The organism is Pseudomonas sp. Sample_10 (genome assembly GCF_004321495.1).
In the GTDB taxonomy this organism is placed as follows: domain Bacteria; phylum Pseudomonadota; class Gammaproteobacteria; order Pseudomonadales; family Pseudomonadaceae; genus Aquipseudomonas.
Genome location: NZ_RCOE01000235.1, coordinates 1 through 16,158, shown reverse-complemented (window position 1 = coordinate 16,158; position 16,158 = coordinate 1). Strand labels below are relative to the sequence as shown.

Below are 16,158 nucleotides of genomic sequence, written 5' to 3'. Positions count from 1 at the left end.
GCTCTGAGAAAATGCCCGCACTTTTTTTCCGGATGCCGACATGACTGCCCTGAAGAACGACCGTTTCCTGCGCGCCCTGCTCAAGCAACCTGTTGACGTCACCCCTGTGTGGATGATGCGTCAGGCTGGTCGCTATCTGCCTGAATACCGCGCCAGCCGTGCCAAGGCCGGCGATTTCATGAGCCTGTGCATGAACCCGGCGTTCGCTTGCGAAGTCACGATGCAGCCGCTGGACCGCTATCCACAACTGGACGCGGCCATCCTGTTTTCCGACATCCTGACCATCCCTGATGCCATGGGCCAGGGCCTGTACTTCGAAACCGGCGAAGGTCCGCGCTTCAAGAAAGTCGTCAGCACCCTGGCCGACATCGAAGCCCTTCCGATCCCCGATCCACACAAAGACCTGGGCTACGTGATGGATGCGGTCAGCACCATTCGCCGGGAACTGAACGGGCGCGTTCCGCTGATCGGTTTCTCCGGCAGCCCATGGACCCTCGCCACCTATATGGTCGAAGGCGGCTCGTCGAAAGACTTCCGCAAGACCAAAGCGATGCTCTACGACAACCCGCAAGCCATGCACCTGCTGCTGGACAAGCTCGCACAGTCGGTCACCAGCTATCTCAACGGCCAGATCATGGCGGGTGCGCAAGCGGTGCAGATTTTCGACACGTGGGGCGGCAACCTGTCGGCAGCGGCGTACCAGGAGTTCTCGCTGGCCTACATGAAGAAAATCGTCAGCGGTTTGATTCGAGAGCACGAAGGGCGCAAGGTGCCAGTGATCCTGTTCACCAAGAACGGCGGTCTGTGGCTGGAAAGCATCGCCGAGGCGGGCGCCGATGCACTGGGCCTGGACTGGACCTGCGATATCGGTAACGCCCGTGCCCGTGTCGGTGACAAGGTCGCGCTGCAAGGCAACATGGACCCGACCGTGCTTTACGCCAAGCCAGAAGCGATTCGCAATGAAGTGGGCCGCATCCTCGCCAGCTACGGCAAGGGCAGTGGCCACGTGTTCAACCTGGGTCACGGCATCACGCCGGAAGTCGACCCGGAACATGCCGGCGCGTTCTTGCGCGCGGTGCATGAGTTGTCGGCGCAGTATCACGAGTAACTGTTTTAGCGGTAATTGACAGCCTGTCCGGCCTGGCGCCCGACAGGCTTTTTCATGCCCACCTTTTGCTGTTTGCTTTTGGGTCACCGCTTGTAAGAACTATGTCGTCTCGTGTCAGAGTATTAGTCGTAGAGACTGTTCCCGCGGCTAGAAGAGACTTTCCCTACATAGAAAACGCCTTCATCCAAGTAAGGTTTCAGACACTTGTTCATCCCAGAGGATGAGCAACATCGCAAACAGTGGCGCCAGCAATGTGCGCCTTAAATTTCGATAAGCAGTCTGGAATTCATTTGATGAAAAATACTTCTTACAAGGGAAGTGCGTTTGCTGCCTGCACTTCTTCAATGATCCTGTTATCGGCAATGTTGGCATCTCAAGGTGCTTTTGCTCATGGTTATCTGGAAACACCGCCGTCGCGTGCACTGGCCTGTCAGAAAGGTGTGAATACCAACTGTGGCGGCGCGCAATACGAGCCACAAAGTGTCGGTGAAACCTTCAAGGGCTTTCCCGCTGGTGTCGGTGGCGCGCCTTTGCAGGGGCCGGTCGATGGCAAGATTGCAAGCGGCGGTCACTCGAGCTTCTCCGCCCTGGACGCCCAATCAGCGACCCGTTGGCAACTGACGGAAATCAAGGACCGCACGATTGATTTCCAGTGGCGCTACACGGCCGCTCACCCAGCCACCAAACACGAATATTTCATTAGCCGAAACGGCTGGAACCCGAACGAAGCGCTCAAGCGTGCCACGTTCGAAAGCACGCCGTTCTGCACCATCGACGGCGGCAATCAGAAGCCGTCAAACAGTGACAAACACAACTGCACCATCCCTGCTGACAAATCCGGTCACCACGTCCTTTTGGCAATCTGGACCGTCGGCGACACCGACGCCGCGTTCTACAACGTGGCAGACGTGAACATCCTGGCAGAACCCGAGCTGCCGGGTGGCTGGGCTTCCGTGGGCAGCATTTCGCCTTCGACCGCGTTGCTGGTCGGGGACAAGGTCAAGGCACGTGCGTTCTCCGCCAATGGCGAGAACCCTGAATACAGTGTCGAGATTGCCATCGAGTCGGCCGATGAAGGCTCGCCCGCCAATTGGTCGTTCAAGTTGGCAGAAGCTATCAACAAGGCTCATAAACTGGTTCGCGCAGGCGTTCGCGATGAAAGCGGCAACATCGAACCGGTCAAAGGCAACAACAGCGTATACGCACAGAAAGAAAGCGGCGTGACCCGTTACGAAGTGCAATTGAAGATGGAGGAAGATACCGCGGCTCGTCTCTCGGTAGCCTCGCAACAAGCTGAGTATGTGTTGGACAAAGGCCTGGCCAAGGTCGATTTCAGCATCATGTCCAATCGCAAGATGAACGTCGAAGCGACGTTGTTCGACGCGAGCAACAAGCCGGTTGGCTCCACTTCTGCTCAAGTGGACAGCGGTGCTTCCTGGCTGGCGATTGATGTTCGCAGTAATCCTGGAGCTCATACCCTGACCCTGGTCGGCACAACCCTCGACGGTCGGACCACTCGCCAGGATACCCAGACCACGAAACTGTCCGGTGAAGGTGCAGGCGTCGACTACGACTTCGTGTTCCCGGAAGGCATCAGCGGCTACACCGCCGGGACCAAAGTGCTGCAACCCAAGACCAACGAAGTCTTTGAGTGCAAACCTTTCCCTGAGTCGGGTTATTGCAAGCAATTCAGCCCAAGCGCTAATGGTTTTGAGCCTGGCGTCGGTGCGCATTGGCACATGGCGTGGAACAAACTCTAAATCCTTTCGCATGACTTCAGGTGGCCTGTGAAGGTCGCCTGAAGTTTTTTTGAACATCGAGTTGAAAATGACGGTTTTGGGTTACTCCAGGCAACGTGTGCTGCTGCACTGGATATCGGCCATGGTCATCGTTTGGACCTTGGCATCCGGTTTCTATGCAGCCGGCATTGATGTGCCGGCGCCGATCAAGCACCGGGTGGCTTTTATCAATGTTTCATTGACCACAGTGTTCATTCCGGTTTTCTTCTGGCGTTTGTTTATTTTTGCCTGGCATCTCCAGCACATGAATGTGCTGGCTTCAGCACTCATGGAACGGCTGGTATTGCTTGCTCACGTGTTGATTTATTTCACCGTAAGTCTGGTTTTGATCACGGGTGTCCTGATGATGGACCGCCCGATCGATGTGTTCGGCTTGTTCCAGATTGCTCAGCCGCTGGACGACGCCGACCTTCTCGCGCTGTTCACCACGGTGCATGTGTGGGCGTGTGTGGTGCTTGCGGCACTGATTGCACTGCACGTGGGCGCGGTGATCGTGCACGAGGCACGCGGGCACCGGATATTGCGACGGATGTCTCTGCGATTGTGCGGCAATCGTTCTAACGAAAGGTTCGAGTGATCCGCCAGTGAAGCATTCATTGAACGTAGCGGGCCGTTTTTGCCTGCTGATGGTGCCCATTGGCTACGCGGTATTTCTGCTGTGGCAAGAGTGGCGTTTTCGTGAACATCTGGCCATGCCTCTGCCGGTTCTTGCGGCAGCGCCGTCGGCACCCTCCCAAGCGCCTTCGGATGCCACTGCCGTGGCAACCGTCATGGGGCTGATGAAAGGCACAACGTTGCTGGCCAGTGCCGAGCCACTGACCTTGCAGGCCAGTTTTGTCGTCAGCAACGGTGCGTCCAGAGCGTTGCTGGTCGATGCTCAAGGCTCGCGCATGTATCAGGTAGGCGAGCGCTTGCCGGGTGGCAGCGTGCTGCGTCGTGTCGAGGCGAATCAAGTGGTGCTGTGGAACAAGGGGCGAGAAGAGCGACTCGCACTGCTACCACCCGCCGAGCGTTTTCTGCGTCAACTCGAGTCGCCGGACGACCTGCACGACTCCGCTGTTCCCGCGCGTTATCTACACCCGTTATCCGGGCCGTCAGAGTGATCACAGTCATGAAGCTTTTCCTTGGCGTACGTCGTTTTCGCCCGCTGCTTTTGCTTGCGTTGTTGTTGAGCCTGGCCTTCCCCTGGGGACTTCAGGCAGCAGAAGAAAAATGGCAGTTGGCGATGAACAACGCCGAGCTGCGGGACATTGTCGAGGAAATTTCCAGCATTCTCGGCACTACCGTGGTGCTCGATCCCAGGGTCTCCGGGCGCGTCACGGTGATGTCCCGTCAGGCCCTCGATCGTGAGGGTGTTCGGCGCCTGTTCTACTCGGTGCTCGATGCCCATAACTTCACGGTCATCGATGAAGGCGACCGGATCCTGATCACGCCCGTGAGCGAAGCAAAAACCCGTGCCGGCACCGGTTCGGCAAAAAACACCACGGCGTCGCAATTCGTCACTCAGGTCATCGAATTGAACACCAGCAGCGCCAACGACATTGCAGGCCTGGTCAGGCCCCTGGTCTCGGTCAATGGCTACGTCGGGCCTTCGGTATCCGCCAATGCGTTGGTGATAACCGACACGGCGGCCAATGCGCAACGAATCGCCCACGTGGTGCGACAACTGGATTCCGGGCAGAGCAGCATGCACGCCGTGGTTCAGCTGCGCCACGCTCAGGTCAGCGACGTGGTGTCGGTGATGGAATCGTCACTGGGCAAGCGTAATGCCGATACCTCGATTCAGGTGTTGGCTGACACGCGAACCAACCGTCTGATCCTCATTGGTCCGCCGGCGGTTCGCCAACGCTTGACCGAGCTGGCTCGTGGTCTGGATATCCCGGCGACCGAGACCCCGGACAACGCCAGGGTGATCCGTCTGCGTCACAGTGATGCCAGGCAGCTGGCGGAAATTCTGGAAAGCATGGGCCAGGGCCGAAAAGTCGCTCCGGCCGTTGGCGCAGGCAAGGACATTGCGCCCAGTACGACATTCATGATCAAGGCCGACGAGAGCCAGAATGCGCTGGTTCTGATTGCCGAGCCGGCACAGGTCCGGACCATCGAAAGCATCGTGCGTCAGCTGGATCAGCCGCGAGCGCAGGTGCTGATCCATGCTGCCATCGTCGAGATTTCCGGCGACATTGCCGAAGCCGTTGGCGTGCAGTGGGGCTTGAACACTGGCGACGCGAAAGGCTTCATCAACTTTCCCGGCACCGACATTCCTATCGTCGGCGGGTTGAAGTTCGACGAGAAAAAATCGGCGCCGGAAGGCGCGCTGCTGCACCTGGGCAGTGATCGTTTCGGCGCGTTGATTTCAGCGCTGGCCAGCAATACCCATAGCAACCTGTTGTCCACCCCGAGCCTGTTGACCCTGGACAATCAGGAAGCGGAAATCATCGTCGGCCAGAACGTACCGTTCAAAACCGGTTCCTACGCCACCAACAGCAGTGGTGCGGACAATCCGTTCACCACGGTCGAACGCAAGGACGTCGGCATCAGCCTGAAGATCAAACCCTACATCAACGAAGGCTCGACCCTGCGCCTTGAGGTCGAGCAAGAGGTGTCGGATATCGCACCGTCGGTTTCAGGCATCGACTCTTCAGACTTGATCACCAACAAACGCGCGCTCAAGAGCACCATTCTGGCCGATGACGGTGAAATCATCGTTATTGGCGGCCTGATCCGCGACAGCGTGCGTACGCAAAAAAGCGGAGTGCCGCTACTGCGCGATATTCCATACCTGGGGGCGTTGTTTCGCTGGACCCGGGAAACGCAAACCAAAAGCAATCTGATGGTGTTCTTGCGGCCGACCATTGTGCGCAGTACAGAAGACCTCAGCGATGTCAGCCAGCGACGCTACAACGCACTGCGGGACTTGAGTCAGCCAGGGGCGCGGGAAAACAACTCGTTGCTGCTGCCAGCGGATGCGCGTCAGTTGTTTGAGCCGGTTTCCAATGCGCCGGTGTTCGACCTGCGCCAGTCGGCGCCACCGGCGCCATGAGCCGCTCGATGGAGGGTGCAGAGTCGTTGCCCTTTGGTTTCGCCCGGCGTTTCGGCGTGCTGTTGGTGTGGGAGGAAGGCGAGCCCAGCATTGTGCTGCGCAGTGATACACCGCTGACCGCCCTGACCGAAGTCCGTCGGCGCTGTGCTCGGGACCTTCCGATGCGGCTGTTGCCTGCTGATGAATTTGCGACTCGGCTGGCGACGGCATACCGCGAAGGCCAGAGCGCTGCCGAGCAAGTCGCTCAAGGGTTGGACGAAGAACTGGACCTGCTGAGTCTGGCGGACCAGGTACCGCAAACCGCCGACCTGCTTGAACAACAGGGTGATGCGCCGGTCATCCGCCTGATCAACGCGTTGCTCAGTGAAGCGGTACGCGAGCATGCCTCGGATGTGCATCTGGAAACCTTCGAGCAGTACCTTTGCGTGCGTATGCGCGTCGACGGGCAGCTGCGGGAAATGCTTCGGCCACGGCGGGAACTGGCGACGCTGCTGGTGTCGCGGATCAAGGTCATGGCGCGGCTGGATATTGCCGAAAAGCGGGTGCCGCAGGATGGCCGAATAGCCCTGCGACTGGCCGGGCATGAAGTGGATGTGCGGGTTTCGACGTTGCCCTCAGCCCACGGTGAGCGGGTAGTCTTGCGCCTGCTCGACAAACAGGCCGGGCGCCTGGAGTTGTCGCGACTGGGGATGCCGGATGACATCCTCTTGGCGTTGCAGCAATTGCTGAGTAAACCCCACGGGATTTTGCTGGTGACCGGGCCTACCGGTTCGGGCAAAACCACCAGCCTGTACGCTGCGTTGAGCAGCCTGAACGACCAGACTCGCAACATCCTGACGGTCGAGGATCCCATCGAATACCACCTGCCCGGCGTCGGGCAGATGCCAGTCAATCCGAAAGTCGACATGACCTTCGCCCGGGGGTTGCGGGCGATTCTGCGCCAGGACCCGGACGTGGTGATGGTCGGTGAAATCCGCGACCGCGGAACGGCGGAAATTGCCGTGCAGGCTTCGCTGACCGGTCATCTGGTGCTGTCGACGTTGCACACCAACAGCGCGGTCGGTGCCGTGACGCGTCTGGTGGACATGGGGGTGGATGCCTATCTGTTGGCCTCGTCACTGGTGGGGGTTTTGGCCCAACGGTTGCTGCGAACGTTGTGCCCGCATTGCAAGGCGCCGTACGGCGCTGATGCGGCGGCTTGCCAGCGACTGGGGCTGGGCAGGGCGACGACGTTGCAACTGTTCAGGGCCGTGGGCTGTGAACAATGTCAGCACGGTTATCGCGGGCGGATCGGCATCTATGAATTGATCAGCGTGACGCCGGCAATCTCGACGCTGATTCATCAGGGTGCCAGCGAGCAGGCATTGACCGACGAAGCTCGCAAGGGAGCGCGCAGCCTGTTTCAGGATGGCCGACAGCGGGTGATCGACGGCCAAACCAGCCTCGACGAGTTGCTGCGCGTGACTCGGGAGGACTAGGACGTGCCGACCTTCGATTACCGCGCAGATGATGCTCAGGGCCGTCGCTGCAAAGGGCGGCTGGAGGCCGATAGCCCTCGCCACGCCCGGCAACTGTTACGTGCGCGCGGGCTGTGGCCCCGCGACGTGAGTGAGATCCGGACTGCTGGCGGCATGAATTCCACACCGGGCGCTGGGCGGCTGAGTGCCGCCGATCTGGCACTGCTGACATTGCAGTTGTCGACATTGGTTCAGGCGGGTTTGCCTCTGGAAGAAGCCCTCGAGGCCGTTGCGAAACAAAGTGCCAGACGTCGGATTGCCGGGCTGCTGTCAGCCGTCAGAAGCCGGGTGATGGAGGGCCATGCACTGGCCGCGGCGCTGGCGCAATTTCCCAAGGCATTCCCTGAATTGTTCCGCGCCACCGTGGCGGCCGGTGAACGTTCGGGCCATTTGGGGCATGTGCTGGAGCAACTGGCGGCGTACACCCAGGCCCGCCAGGCGTCGCGACAAAAAATTCAGATGGCCCTGGTGTACCCGTTGATCCTGATGCTCGCCAGCGTTGTCATCGTCGGCTTTCTGCTGGGTTACGTGGTGCCGGACGTGGTGAAAATCTTCGTCGACAGCGGGCAACCCTTACCCTGGCTGACCCGGGCCTTGATCAGTGTCAGTAACGGGCTGCGCAGCCATGGCCTGTGGCTGTTTGGCGCGCTGGCGATGGTGGGCGGCCTTTGGCGCTGGAGTCTGCGTCAGCCGCTCTGGCGGATGCGTTGGCATCGGTTGGTCTTGAATCTGCCGATCGCCGGTCAATTGCTGCGGGAAATGGAAGCCGCACGGTTCGCCAGCACCCTGGCAATTCTCGGTAAAAGCGCGGTTCCCCTGGTCGACGCACTGGAAATCGCCGCCGCTGTGATCGGCAACCTGAGCATTCGCGCGCGCATGGCCGATGTCGCCCGTGCGGTCCGCGAAGGCGGCACCCTGACCCGTGGCCTGGAAATCAGCGGCGATATCCCGCCGATGATGCTGCACATGATCGCCAGTGGCGAACGGGCCGGCGAACTCGACCGCATGCTCAGCCGCGCCGCCGAACAACAGGAAAGCAGCCTCGCCGCGCGGATCGCGCTGGTGGTGAGTCTATTCGAGCCCGCGATGCTGGTGCTGATGGGCGGCGTGGTGCTGCTGATCGTGCTGGCGATTCTGCTTCCGATACTCAGCCTCAACCAATTGGTGAATTGATCCATGAACGCTTTACGTCGCAGTCCTTTGCAACGCGGTTTTACCCTCATCGAAATCATGGTGGTGGTGGTCATCATCGGCATTCTGGGGGCCATTGTGGTACCGCAGTTCATGAGCCGTCCCGATCAGGCCAAAGTCACCGCCGCCAAAGTCGACATCCAGGCCATCGCCACTGCCCTGGAGATGTATCGCCTCGACAATTTCAACTATCCCTCGACGCAACAGGGGCTTGAAGCCTTGAGCAGACGCCCGTCCGGCCTGCCTGCAGCGCGCAACTGGAACCCCAATGGCTACTTGAAATCTGTGCCGGTGGATCCGTGGAATACACCCTATCAGTACCTCAATCCCGGTGTGCAATCGGTCGACGGCACTTACGATTTGTACTCCCTTGGTGCCGATGGCGTGGTGGGCGGTGAAGGGCATGCGGCCGACATCGGCAACTGGGGCGGTTGATTGATGCCGCGTCGTTGTCGAGGATTTACCTTGCTGGAATTGATGATCGTGATCGTATTGATCGGCGTGCTGGCGGGCATGGTCAGTTTCGCCACCGGCATGAACCCCGCGCAACAGGCTCGACGCGAAGCGGACGCCCTCGCCGGGGTCATTCGGCAATTGCGCGAAAGAGCGGTCATCGACGGGCAGGAATACGGCGTGCGCTTGAGTGCCGAAGGATACCGGGCGATGCGGCTCGAGGTGCGGGGTTGGGAAGCGCTGACCGCTGTTTATCGATGGCCCGATCATCTGCGGTTGCGCCTGAAGCAGGATGGTTATTCCGTCAGCCTGGGCGCTGACGAAGGCCCGCCTCAACTACTGATGCTGAGCAGTGATGAAACCAGCACGTTCACATTGACGTTCGAGGCCAGGGACCGGATCTGGTCGAGCCTTTCCAGCGATGGCATTGGTGAGGTGGTGATTGATGGTTAAGCCTTGTCTCGCTTCACGCATGGACGGCTTCACTCTGCTGGAGATCATGGTGGCGCTGGCGGTTTTTGCGACCCTGGCGACTGCTGTGCTGTCTGCGAGCCAATACGTGGTCAAGCAATCGGCTGTCGTCGAACAACGGCTGTTGGCGGCGTGGGTGGCGGACAATCAACTCAATGAACTGCGTCTGCAATCCGCTCCAGCCAATGGGCAGTCGCAGCACACGGTGCACATGGCCAGTCGCGACTGGCTGCTGCGCCAGCGTGTTGGTGACAGCTCGGAGCCGCGCCTGCTCACAGTCGACATTGAAGTCAGCCTGGCCGATCGTGACCGGCCCCTGCATCAAGTCACTGCCTGGATCGCTGATCGTGATGAATAAGCAGATCGGGTTCACCCTGTTGGAACTGGTGATCGCCATGGCGATCTTCGCCGTGTTGGGGCTGGCCAGCTGGACGCTGTTCGATGGCGTGGTACGGGTGCAGCAGGGCAGTACTGCCCACGAGCGTGAGTTGCGTAGTTTGCAGCGCGCCATCGCTGTGATTGAGCGTGACGTGCTGCACATCACGCAACAGCCAGTCGTATTGCAACAGACGCAACTGCAATGGCAGCGCGGCAATTGGCGCAACCCGCTGGACCTGCCGCGCAGCGAGCGGCAAGCGCTGACTTACCGTCTCGACAATGGCGCGTTGTGGCGAGAGAGCCGGGCAGAAGGCTCGTCGGTGGTGCAGCGGCAAAAGCTGCTCGATGATGTCCGCGACTTGCGTTGGCGTCTGTTCGACGCTCGCACCGGCTGGCGCGGCGACTGGCTTACCGCAGAGGCACCGCTGGCCCTGGAAATGCAGGTATCGACGGGACGATACCAGGCGATCCGTCGAGTGATGTTGTTGCCGGGTGCACTGTTGTGAGGACACGCCAACGCGGTGTGGCGCTGATCAGCGTGTTGCTGGTCATGAGCCTGGCACTGGTGATCATCGGTGGCGTGCTGCGCAGCCATCGACTGTTGCTGCAAAGCACCGGGCAACAACTGCATCAACTGCATTTGCGTCAGCTCGGCATGGCCGGAGAAACCTTGGCGCTGTCATTGTTGATGGCACAGCACAAAGACAGCGACCGTCTACCTGATCAGATCCCGGCTTTCGTCATGGAGGACGCGCAGATCAGCTTTGCCATCGAGGATCTGGCCGGACGCTTCAATCTTAATGCCCTGTTGATTCAGGGGCAGGTTGATCAGGTCACGCTCAAGCGTTGGGCGCGCTTGTTGGCGCTGCTGGAGCTGCCCGAGCTGCACCTGGAGCAAGTCGGTGCCTTGCGAGATCTGAGTCAGTTGCGCCTATTGCCCGATATCGACGGTGAACATCTGCGTCGACTGGAACCTTGGGTCGCGTTGTTGCCCGTGGGCGCTTCGCTGAACATCAACACGGCCCCGGCGCTGCTTCTGCGCACACTGGACGGTGTCGAAGCGGCCGCAGCGGATGCATTGCTGCGCCAGCGCTCGACGACGCCCTGGTCGAGCGTTCAGGCCTTCACCCAGGACCCGCTGTTGTCAGGCAAAGGCTTGAGCAGCCACGGCCTGGGCATCGACAGCCGCTGGTATCGAATCACCGTCCACGTCACCCACGGGCAGAGCCGTCTGCGCTTGACCACCGATGTCGAACGCGACCCCAAGACGCGCCAATTGAACATTCTGCAACGGCGGTTACTGCCGTCGAACAGCAACGAGATAGCGCAATGAAAAACTGGCTCTACCTGACCCCGCAAGGCCTGGCTGTACCTTCGGCGCAGTGGCCCTGCTGCAGGTGGTCTGCAACCGGTCAACGACAACCCATGACCCTGAGCGACGCAGCACAGACACTGAAAGGCCAACCCGTAGATCTATTGCTTCCCATGGAATTGTGCAGTTGGCTGTGCAGTGAACCCTGGCCGTCCCGACGCGCTCCCGATGCACAAACCCTCGCTTTCGCCATTGAAGAGCAATTAAGCGAAGCACTGGAGCATCTGCACCTGAGCATTGGCGTGCGTGACCCACTGGGGCGTTATCCGCTGATGTTGATTGACCGGGAGCAATTTGCCGCTGTACTTGCGCTGCTGAGAGAGGCGGGAATTGACGTGCGCTCGGTGTGTATCGACGCCGACGTATTGCCTCGGGATCAAGCGCTCGGCATCTGGTGGTTCGGCCGCTGGTTGCTGGGTGGGGGGCTGCCCGCTCGCCTGACACTGACCGATGACGGATTGGCGTTGATGAGGCCTCATTTGCCCTCGGACATCCAATGGCGCGATGAGCGCCAGGCAAACATCGAGTGTGATCAATGGTTGATGCGGGAACAGGGCCAGGCGATCAATTTGTTGCAGGGCGATTTCGCCCCACGGGGTATCCGCCTGCCTTGGCGCCTCGGCGTAATCGCGATGCTGCTGCTTGCACTGCTGAACTGGGGCGCGAGTGAAACGCGTGTCCGTTTTCTCGACAATCAAAGTCGTCAGCTCTACAGCCGCAGTGAGCAACAGTTCAAGACGTTGTACCCCGAGCAGACCCGCATCGTCGACCTCGCGGCACAACTCAAAAACCTGCAAAGCCAAGGCGCACAGGCGCAAGGCGGGCGGATTGCAGGATTGGTCAGACTGGTCGAGCAAGTGATCGGTGCCAGCGATGTCGAAGTCCGGCGCATCGAATTTCGCGAGGGCGATGGCTGGCGAATCCAGCTGACGGCCAGCAACTTTGCCGAACTGGAGCTGCTGCGCGAGCGGGGTCGGCAGCAAGGTCTGCCGGTTCGGCTCGACAGCGCAAACAAGGAGCACAACAACCGGGTGCAGGCGACTCTGACCGTGGAGCAAGGCGCATGAGATTGAGCGGATTGAGCACAATCGCTGCAAAGTTTCAGCGGCTTTCTTTGCGCGAACGAAGACTGCTGTTGGCACTGGGTGTTTTAGTGGTGGGCGTTCCGGCATACCTGCTGATTTGGCAGCCAACCCAACAACGACTCGCAACAGCCGAACGCCGCTATCAACAACAATGGATACTCGCGGCGCAATTGCAGCAGGCACAACCCCTTGGCGTGGCGCAATCCGCCAACCAGCCGCTGTCACGGCGCATCAGCGACAGCGCTACGGCGGCAGGCCTTGAATTGCATCAGATGGACAGCGACAACGATCAATTACGCCTGGCCCTCAGCGGCGACGCCATGGCGCTGTTGCCATGGCTGGACCGCCTCGAACGCGACGGCTCCACACTGCAATCGCTGACACTGGAGGCGCGCGATGGATTGCTGGAGGCGCGGGTGGTGCTCAGATAGCAGCGCTTGCGGGCAACGGCGGCAACTTCGCCAGTTTCAGCGCCACCAGCAGTGCAATCACCAGCAGCGAGCCGATGAACAGGCCGATGCCGTTCCAGCCGCCCAGGTGCCAGAACACCCCGCCCGCCGTGCCGGCAATGCTCGATCCAGCGTAGTAGCTGAACAGATACAGCGACGACGCCTGTCCTTTGGCCCGGGTGGCACGGCGGCCGATCCAACTGCTGGCGACCGAGTGGGCGCCGAAGAAGCCGAAGGTGAAAATCAGCATGCCGATAATCACCAGCGGCAGCGGGGTAAACATCGTCAGGGCCAGGCCGCCGAGCATCAGCACGATGGTGCTCCAAAGCACTTTGCGCCGTCCGAGCTTGTCAGCCAGCGAGCCGATTTTCGCCGAACTGTAGATACCCGACAGGTACACCACCGAGAGCAGGCCGACGAAGGCTTGTTCCATGTGATACGGCTCGGCCAGCAAGCGATAGCCGATGTAGTTGAACAGCGTGACGAACGCGCCCATCAGCACGAACGCTTCGAGAAACAGCAACGGCAGGCCGGCGTCGCGAAAGTGCATGGTGAAACCGTCCAGCAGGCTGCGCGGATGCAATGAGCGGGCGCGGAAATTGCGTGATTCAGGGAGGATTTTCCAGAACACTGCCGCGGCAATCAGCGCCAGGCCACCGATCACCAGCATTGCCGTGTGCCAGCTGACGAAGTCGATCAACACCCCGGTAATCAGCCGACCGCTCATCCCGCCGATGGCGTTGCCGGCGATGTACAGACCCATGGCCAGACCGATTTGTTGTGGGTGAATCTCTTCGCTCAAATAGGTCATCGCGACCGCCGCCAAGCCGCTCAATGACAGCCCGATCAGCGCACGCATGACCAACACGCCGTGCCAGCTCGGCATCATTGCGCTGGCCATGGTGCACAGGGCGGCGGCAAACAGCGCCGCAACCATTACCGGCTTGCGTCCGATACGGTCGGAGACGGGACCGGTGATCAGCAGGCCGATGGCAAGCATGCCCGTAGCGATCGACAGAATCAGGCTGCTCTGCGCCGCGTTGATGGAGTATTCGCTGGACAACAGCGGCATCATCGGCTGCACGCAATAGAGCAGGGCGAAAGTGGCAAAGCCGCCACAGAACAGTGCCAATACCGTGCGCATGAACGCCGGCGTGCCTTTTTCGATGTAGATCTCCACCCGCTCAGTGACGACATCGTCCTGTGCAGCGGGTGGAACTTCATGGGCGAGTGGGGCGACAGCAGTTTTCACGTTGAACCTCGGAGCAGCGCAGCCGGTCAGGCAATGAAAAAAGCATATAGCTGGCTAATGATTCAATCCAATATATTGTTCGACCTGTTTGATAGCTTTAACGACCTAATGAGGTTTTCATGGAATTGCGTCACCTGCGCTACTTCATCGCCGTTGCCGAAGAACTGCATTTCGGCCGCGCCGCACAGGTGCTGGGCATATCCCAGCCACCCTTGAGTCAGCAGATTCAGGCGCTGGAGCAGGAAGTCGGTGCACGCTTGTTCGAGCGGACCAATCGTCGGGTCGAGCTCAGCGAAGCCGGTCGATTGTTCCTCGAAGAGGCGCGACTGGTACTGGCGCAGGTCGACAAGGCGGCAGATGTGGCGCGCCGGGCGCAGCTGGGTGAACTGGGCGAACTGAAAATCGGCTTTACCTCGTCGGCACCGTTCAACTCGACGATTCCCCAAGCGATTTTTTCGTTTCGTCAGCGTTTCCCCGCGGTGCATTTGAACCTGCGGGAAATGAGCAGTACCCAAGTGGCCGATGCCTTGGTGGATGAGTCGATCGAAGTCGGGATCATGCGACCGCTCGGACTGCCGGATTGCCTGAGCGTCGTCGAGTTGATGCGTGAACCGCTGGTGGCGGTACTCAGCTCCAAGCATCCGCTGGTCAATGACAGTGAGGAAGGATTGTTCCTGTCTGCGCTGGCCCTCGAACCGTTCGTGTTTTTCCCGCGCAGCTATGGCAGCGGGCTCTATGCACAGTTGCTCAGCCTGGCCCGAGACGCCGGTTTCAGTCCGCACTTTGCCCAGGAAGCAGGCGAAGCAATGACCATCATTGGCCTGGTCGCTGCGGGGCTCGGCGTGTCGGTGCTGCCGGCGTCCTATCAGCGAATGCGGATTGATGGCGTGGTTTATCGGCCATTGCTTGATCCGGCGGCGGTGTCGGCGGTGTGGCTGGTGCAACGCAAGGATCAGAAGTCAGCGATGGCCAAGGCATTCGTGGAGCTGTTGACGCGCAAGGTCGAGCCGTTGAAAACATGACGGCTGCGCCGTCAATCGCGGGCAAGCCTGCTCCCACGGGGTTCGATGTGAGCCTCGCTTCTGCGGACGACACAAGCGGGCTTGCCCGCGAAAGCGTCCGCAAGTACACCGAAAATTCAAAGTCGTTCGGTAGTTTGCCGCGTTACGCCCAGCGCTTGAAAATCAGCGAAGTATTCACCCCGCCAAACGCAAAATTGTTGTTCATCACGTAACGGTTGCTCATCTGCCGGAACTCGCCGCGCAAGTAGTCCAGCTTGCCGCAATGCGGGTCGACGTCGTCGAGGTTGAGGGTATGGGCGTAGAGGTCGCGGTTCATCATTTCGATGCTGAACCAGGACTCCAGCGCACCGCAGGCGCCGAGGGTGTGGCCGAGGAAGCTCTTTTGCGAGCTGATGGGCATGTGTTCGCCAAACAGGCTGCTGGTGGCCTGGGTTTCGGCGATGTCGCCCTGTTCGGTGGCAGTGCCGTGGCCGTTGACGTAACCGATATCCGACGGTTGCAGCCCCGCGTCTTCCAGTGCCAATTCCATCGCCCGACGCATGGTGACTTGTTCGGGACGGGTGGTGTGCTGGCCGTCGGCGTTGCTGCCGAAACCGACGATTTCGGCATGGATGCGTGCGCCGCGCGCGAGGGCGTGCTCCAGCTCTTCGAGCACCAGCATGCCACCCCCTTCACCGATCACCAGGCCGTCACGGCCGCTGTCATAAGGACGTGGCGACAACTGCGGGGTGTCGTTCTTCAGGCTGGTGGCGTAGAGCGCGTCGAAAACCATGGCTTCGGTCGGGCACAGCTCTTCGGCGCCGCCGGCGAGCATCAGCGGCAAGCGGCCGAACTTGATGGCCTCGTAGGCATAGCCGATGCCCTGGCTGCCGCTGGTGCAGGCGCTTGACGTCGGGATCAGTCGGCCGGTGAGGCCGAAGAAAATGCTGATATTGGCCGCCGTGGTGTGCGGCATCATCCGCACATACGAGTTGGCGTTCAGGCCCTCGGCCACCGAATTGAGCAGCATGTTGCCGAACGC

Annotated in this window: 17 protein-coding genes; 15 read left to right on the top strand and 2 right to left on the bottom strand. The window is 60.2% G+C overall.

All coding sequences use genetic code 11. From position 1 onward, the window contains the following. Positions 1-40: 40 nt before the first annotated feature. From hemE to gspM, 14 genes are all read left to right on the top strand, one after another. Positions 41-1,108, top strand: coding sequence for a uroporphyrinogen decarboxylase (gene hemE / locus D8U18_RS23350; protein WP_056852270.1), 1,068 nt, complete (start codon positions 41-43; stop codon positions 1,106-1,108). A 293-nt stretch (positions 1,109-1,401) separates the two neighbouring features. Then, the gene (gene gbpA / locus D8U18_RS23345) at positions 1,402-2,868 is read left to right on the top strand and encodes an N-acetylglucosamine-binding protein GbpA (protein ID WP_130903906.1); all 1,467 of its coding nucleotides are present in this window, start codon (positions 1,402-1,404) and stop codon (positions 2,866-2,868) included. Positions 2,869-2,917: 49 nt separating this feature from the next. Next, entirely contained in the window at positions 2,918-3,484 is a 567-nt protein-coding gene (locus tag D8U18_RS23340; protein WP_347237911.1) for a cytochrome b/b6 domain-containing protein, read from the top strand. A 7-nt stretch (positions 3,485-3,491) separates the two neighbouring features. After that, positions 3,492-4,010, top strand: a complete 519-nt coding sequence (locus D8U18_RS23335; protein WP_236708389.1) for a type II secretion system protein N — start codon at positions 3,492-3,494, stop codon at positions 4,008-4,010. 8 nt (positions 4,011-4,018) lie between these two features. Beyond that, positions 4,019-5,947 carry a type II secretion system secretin GspD gene (gene gspD / locus D8U18_RS23330; protein WP_131108560.1) on the top strand — a complete coding sequence of 643 codons (1,929 nt, stop codon included), beginning with the start codon at positions 4,019-4,021 and terminating at the stop codon, positions 5,945-5,947. Continuing rightward, positions 5,944-7,425 carry a type II secretion system ATPase GspE gene (gene gspE / locus D8U18_RS23325; protein ID WP_131108558.1) on the top strand — a complete coding sequence of 494 codons (1,482 nt, stop codon included), beginning with the start codon at positions 5,944-5,946 and terminating at the stop codon, positions 7,423-7,425. The genes gspD and gspE overlap by 4 nt, the downstream gene beginning before the upstream one ends. Positions 7,426-7,428: 3 nt before the next feature. Next, positions 7,429-8,637, top strand: coding sequence for a type II secretion system inner membrane protein GspF (gene gspF, locus D8U18_RS23320; protein ID WP_131108555.1), 1,209 nt, complete (start codon positions 7,429-7,431; stop codon positions 8,635-8,637). A gap of 3 nt (positions 8,638-8,640) precedes the next feature. Next, positions 8,641-9,090, top strand: coding sequence for a type II secretion system major pseudopilin GspG (gspG, locus tag D8U18_RS23315; RefSeq protein WP_131108553.1), 450 nt, complete (start codon positions 8,641-8,643; stop codon positions 9,088-9,090). A 3-nt stretch (positions 9,091-9,093) separates the two neighbouring features. Beyond that, the gene (gspH, locus tag D8U18_RS23310) at positions 9,094-9,561 is read left to right on the top strand and encodes a type II secretion system minor pseudopilin GspH (protein ID WP_056852276.1); all 468 of its coding nucleotides are present in this window, start codon (positions 9,094-9,096) and stop codon (positions 9,559-9,561) included. Beyond that, on the top strand, positions 9,554-9,937 hold the full coding sequence (gene gspI, locus D8U18_RS23305; RefSeq protein WP_056852277.1) for a type II secretion system minor pseudopilin GspI: 384 nt from the start codon (positions 9,554-9,556) through the stop codon (positions 9,935-9,937). The genes gspH and gspI overlap by 8 nt, the downstream gene beginning before the upstream one ends. Next, positions 9,930-10,463: a type II secretion system protein GspJ gene (locus D8U18_RS23300; protein WP_130907001.1), complete on the top strand. Its 534-nt coding sequence runs from the start codon at positions 9,930-9,932 to the stop codon at positions 10,461-10,463. Before gspI ends, D8U18_RS23300 begins: the two co-directional genes overlap by 8 nt. Then, positions 10,460-11,290 (top strand): type II secretion system protein GspK, encoded by an 831-nt coding sequence (locus D8U18_RS23295; protein ID WP_130903913.1) that lies wholly within the window; start codon positions 10,460-10,462, stop codon positions 11,288-11,290. The genes D8U18_RS23300 and D8U18_RS23295 overlap by 4 nt, the downstream gene beginning before the upstream one ends. After that, on the top strand, positions 11,287-12,396 hold the full coding sequence (gene gspL, locus D8U18_RS23290; RefSeq protein ID WP_131108551.1) for a type II secretion system protein GspL: 1,110 nt from the start codon (positions 11,287-11,289) through the stop codon (positions 12,394-12,396). Before D8U18_RS23295 ends, gspL begins: the two co-directional genes overlap by 4 nt. A gap of 20 nt (positions 12,397-12,416) precedes the next feature. After that, positions 12,417-12,845, top strand: coding sequence for a type II secretion system protein GspM (gene gspM, locus D8U18_RS23285; protein WP_131108561.1), 429 nt, complete (start codon positions 12,417-12,419; stop codon positions 12,843-12,845). Here gspM and D8U18_RS23280 read toward each other — a convergent pair. Then, on the bottom strand, positions 12,838-14,115 hold the full coding sequence (locus D8U18_RS23280) for an MFS transporter (protein ID WP_131108549.1): 1,278 nt from the start codon (positions 14,113-14,115) through the stop codon (positions 12,838-12,840). The two genes, gspM and D8U18_RS23280, sit on opposite strands and share 8 nt — an antisense overlap. A 119-nt stretch (positions 14,116-14,234) precedes the next feature. Between D8U18_RS23280 and D8U18_RS23275 the strand changes: the two genes are divergently transcribed. Then, positions 14,235-15,137, top strand: a complete 903-nt coding sequence (locus D8U18_RS23275) for a LysR family transcriptional regulator (protein WP_056852282.1) — start codon at positions 14,235-14,237, stop codon at positions 15,135-15,137. A 142-nt stretch (positions 15,138-15,279) separates the two neighbouring features. Here D8U18_RS23275 and D8U18_RS23270 read toward each other — a convergent pair. After that, a partial coding sequence (locus D8U18_RS23270; RefSeq protein WP_131108547.1) for a beta-ketoacyl-ACP synthase occupies positions 15,280-16,158 on the bottom strand: 879 nt, incomplete at its 5' end.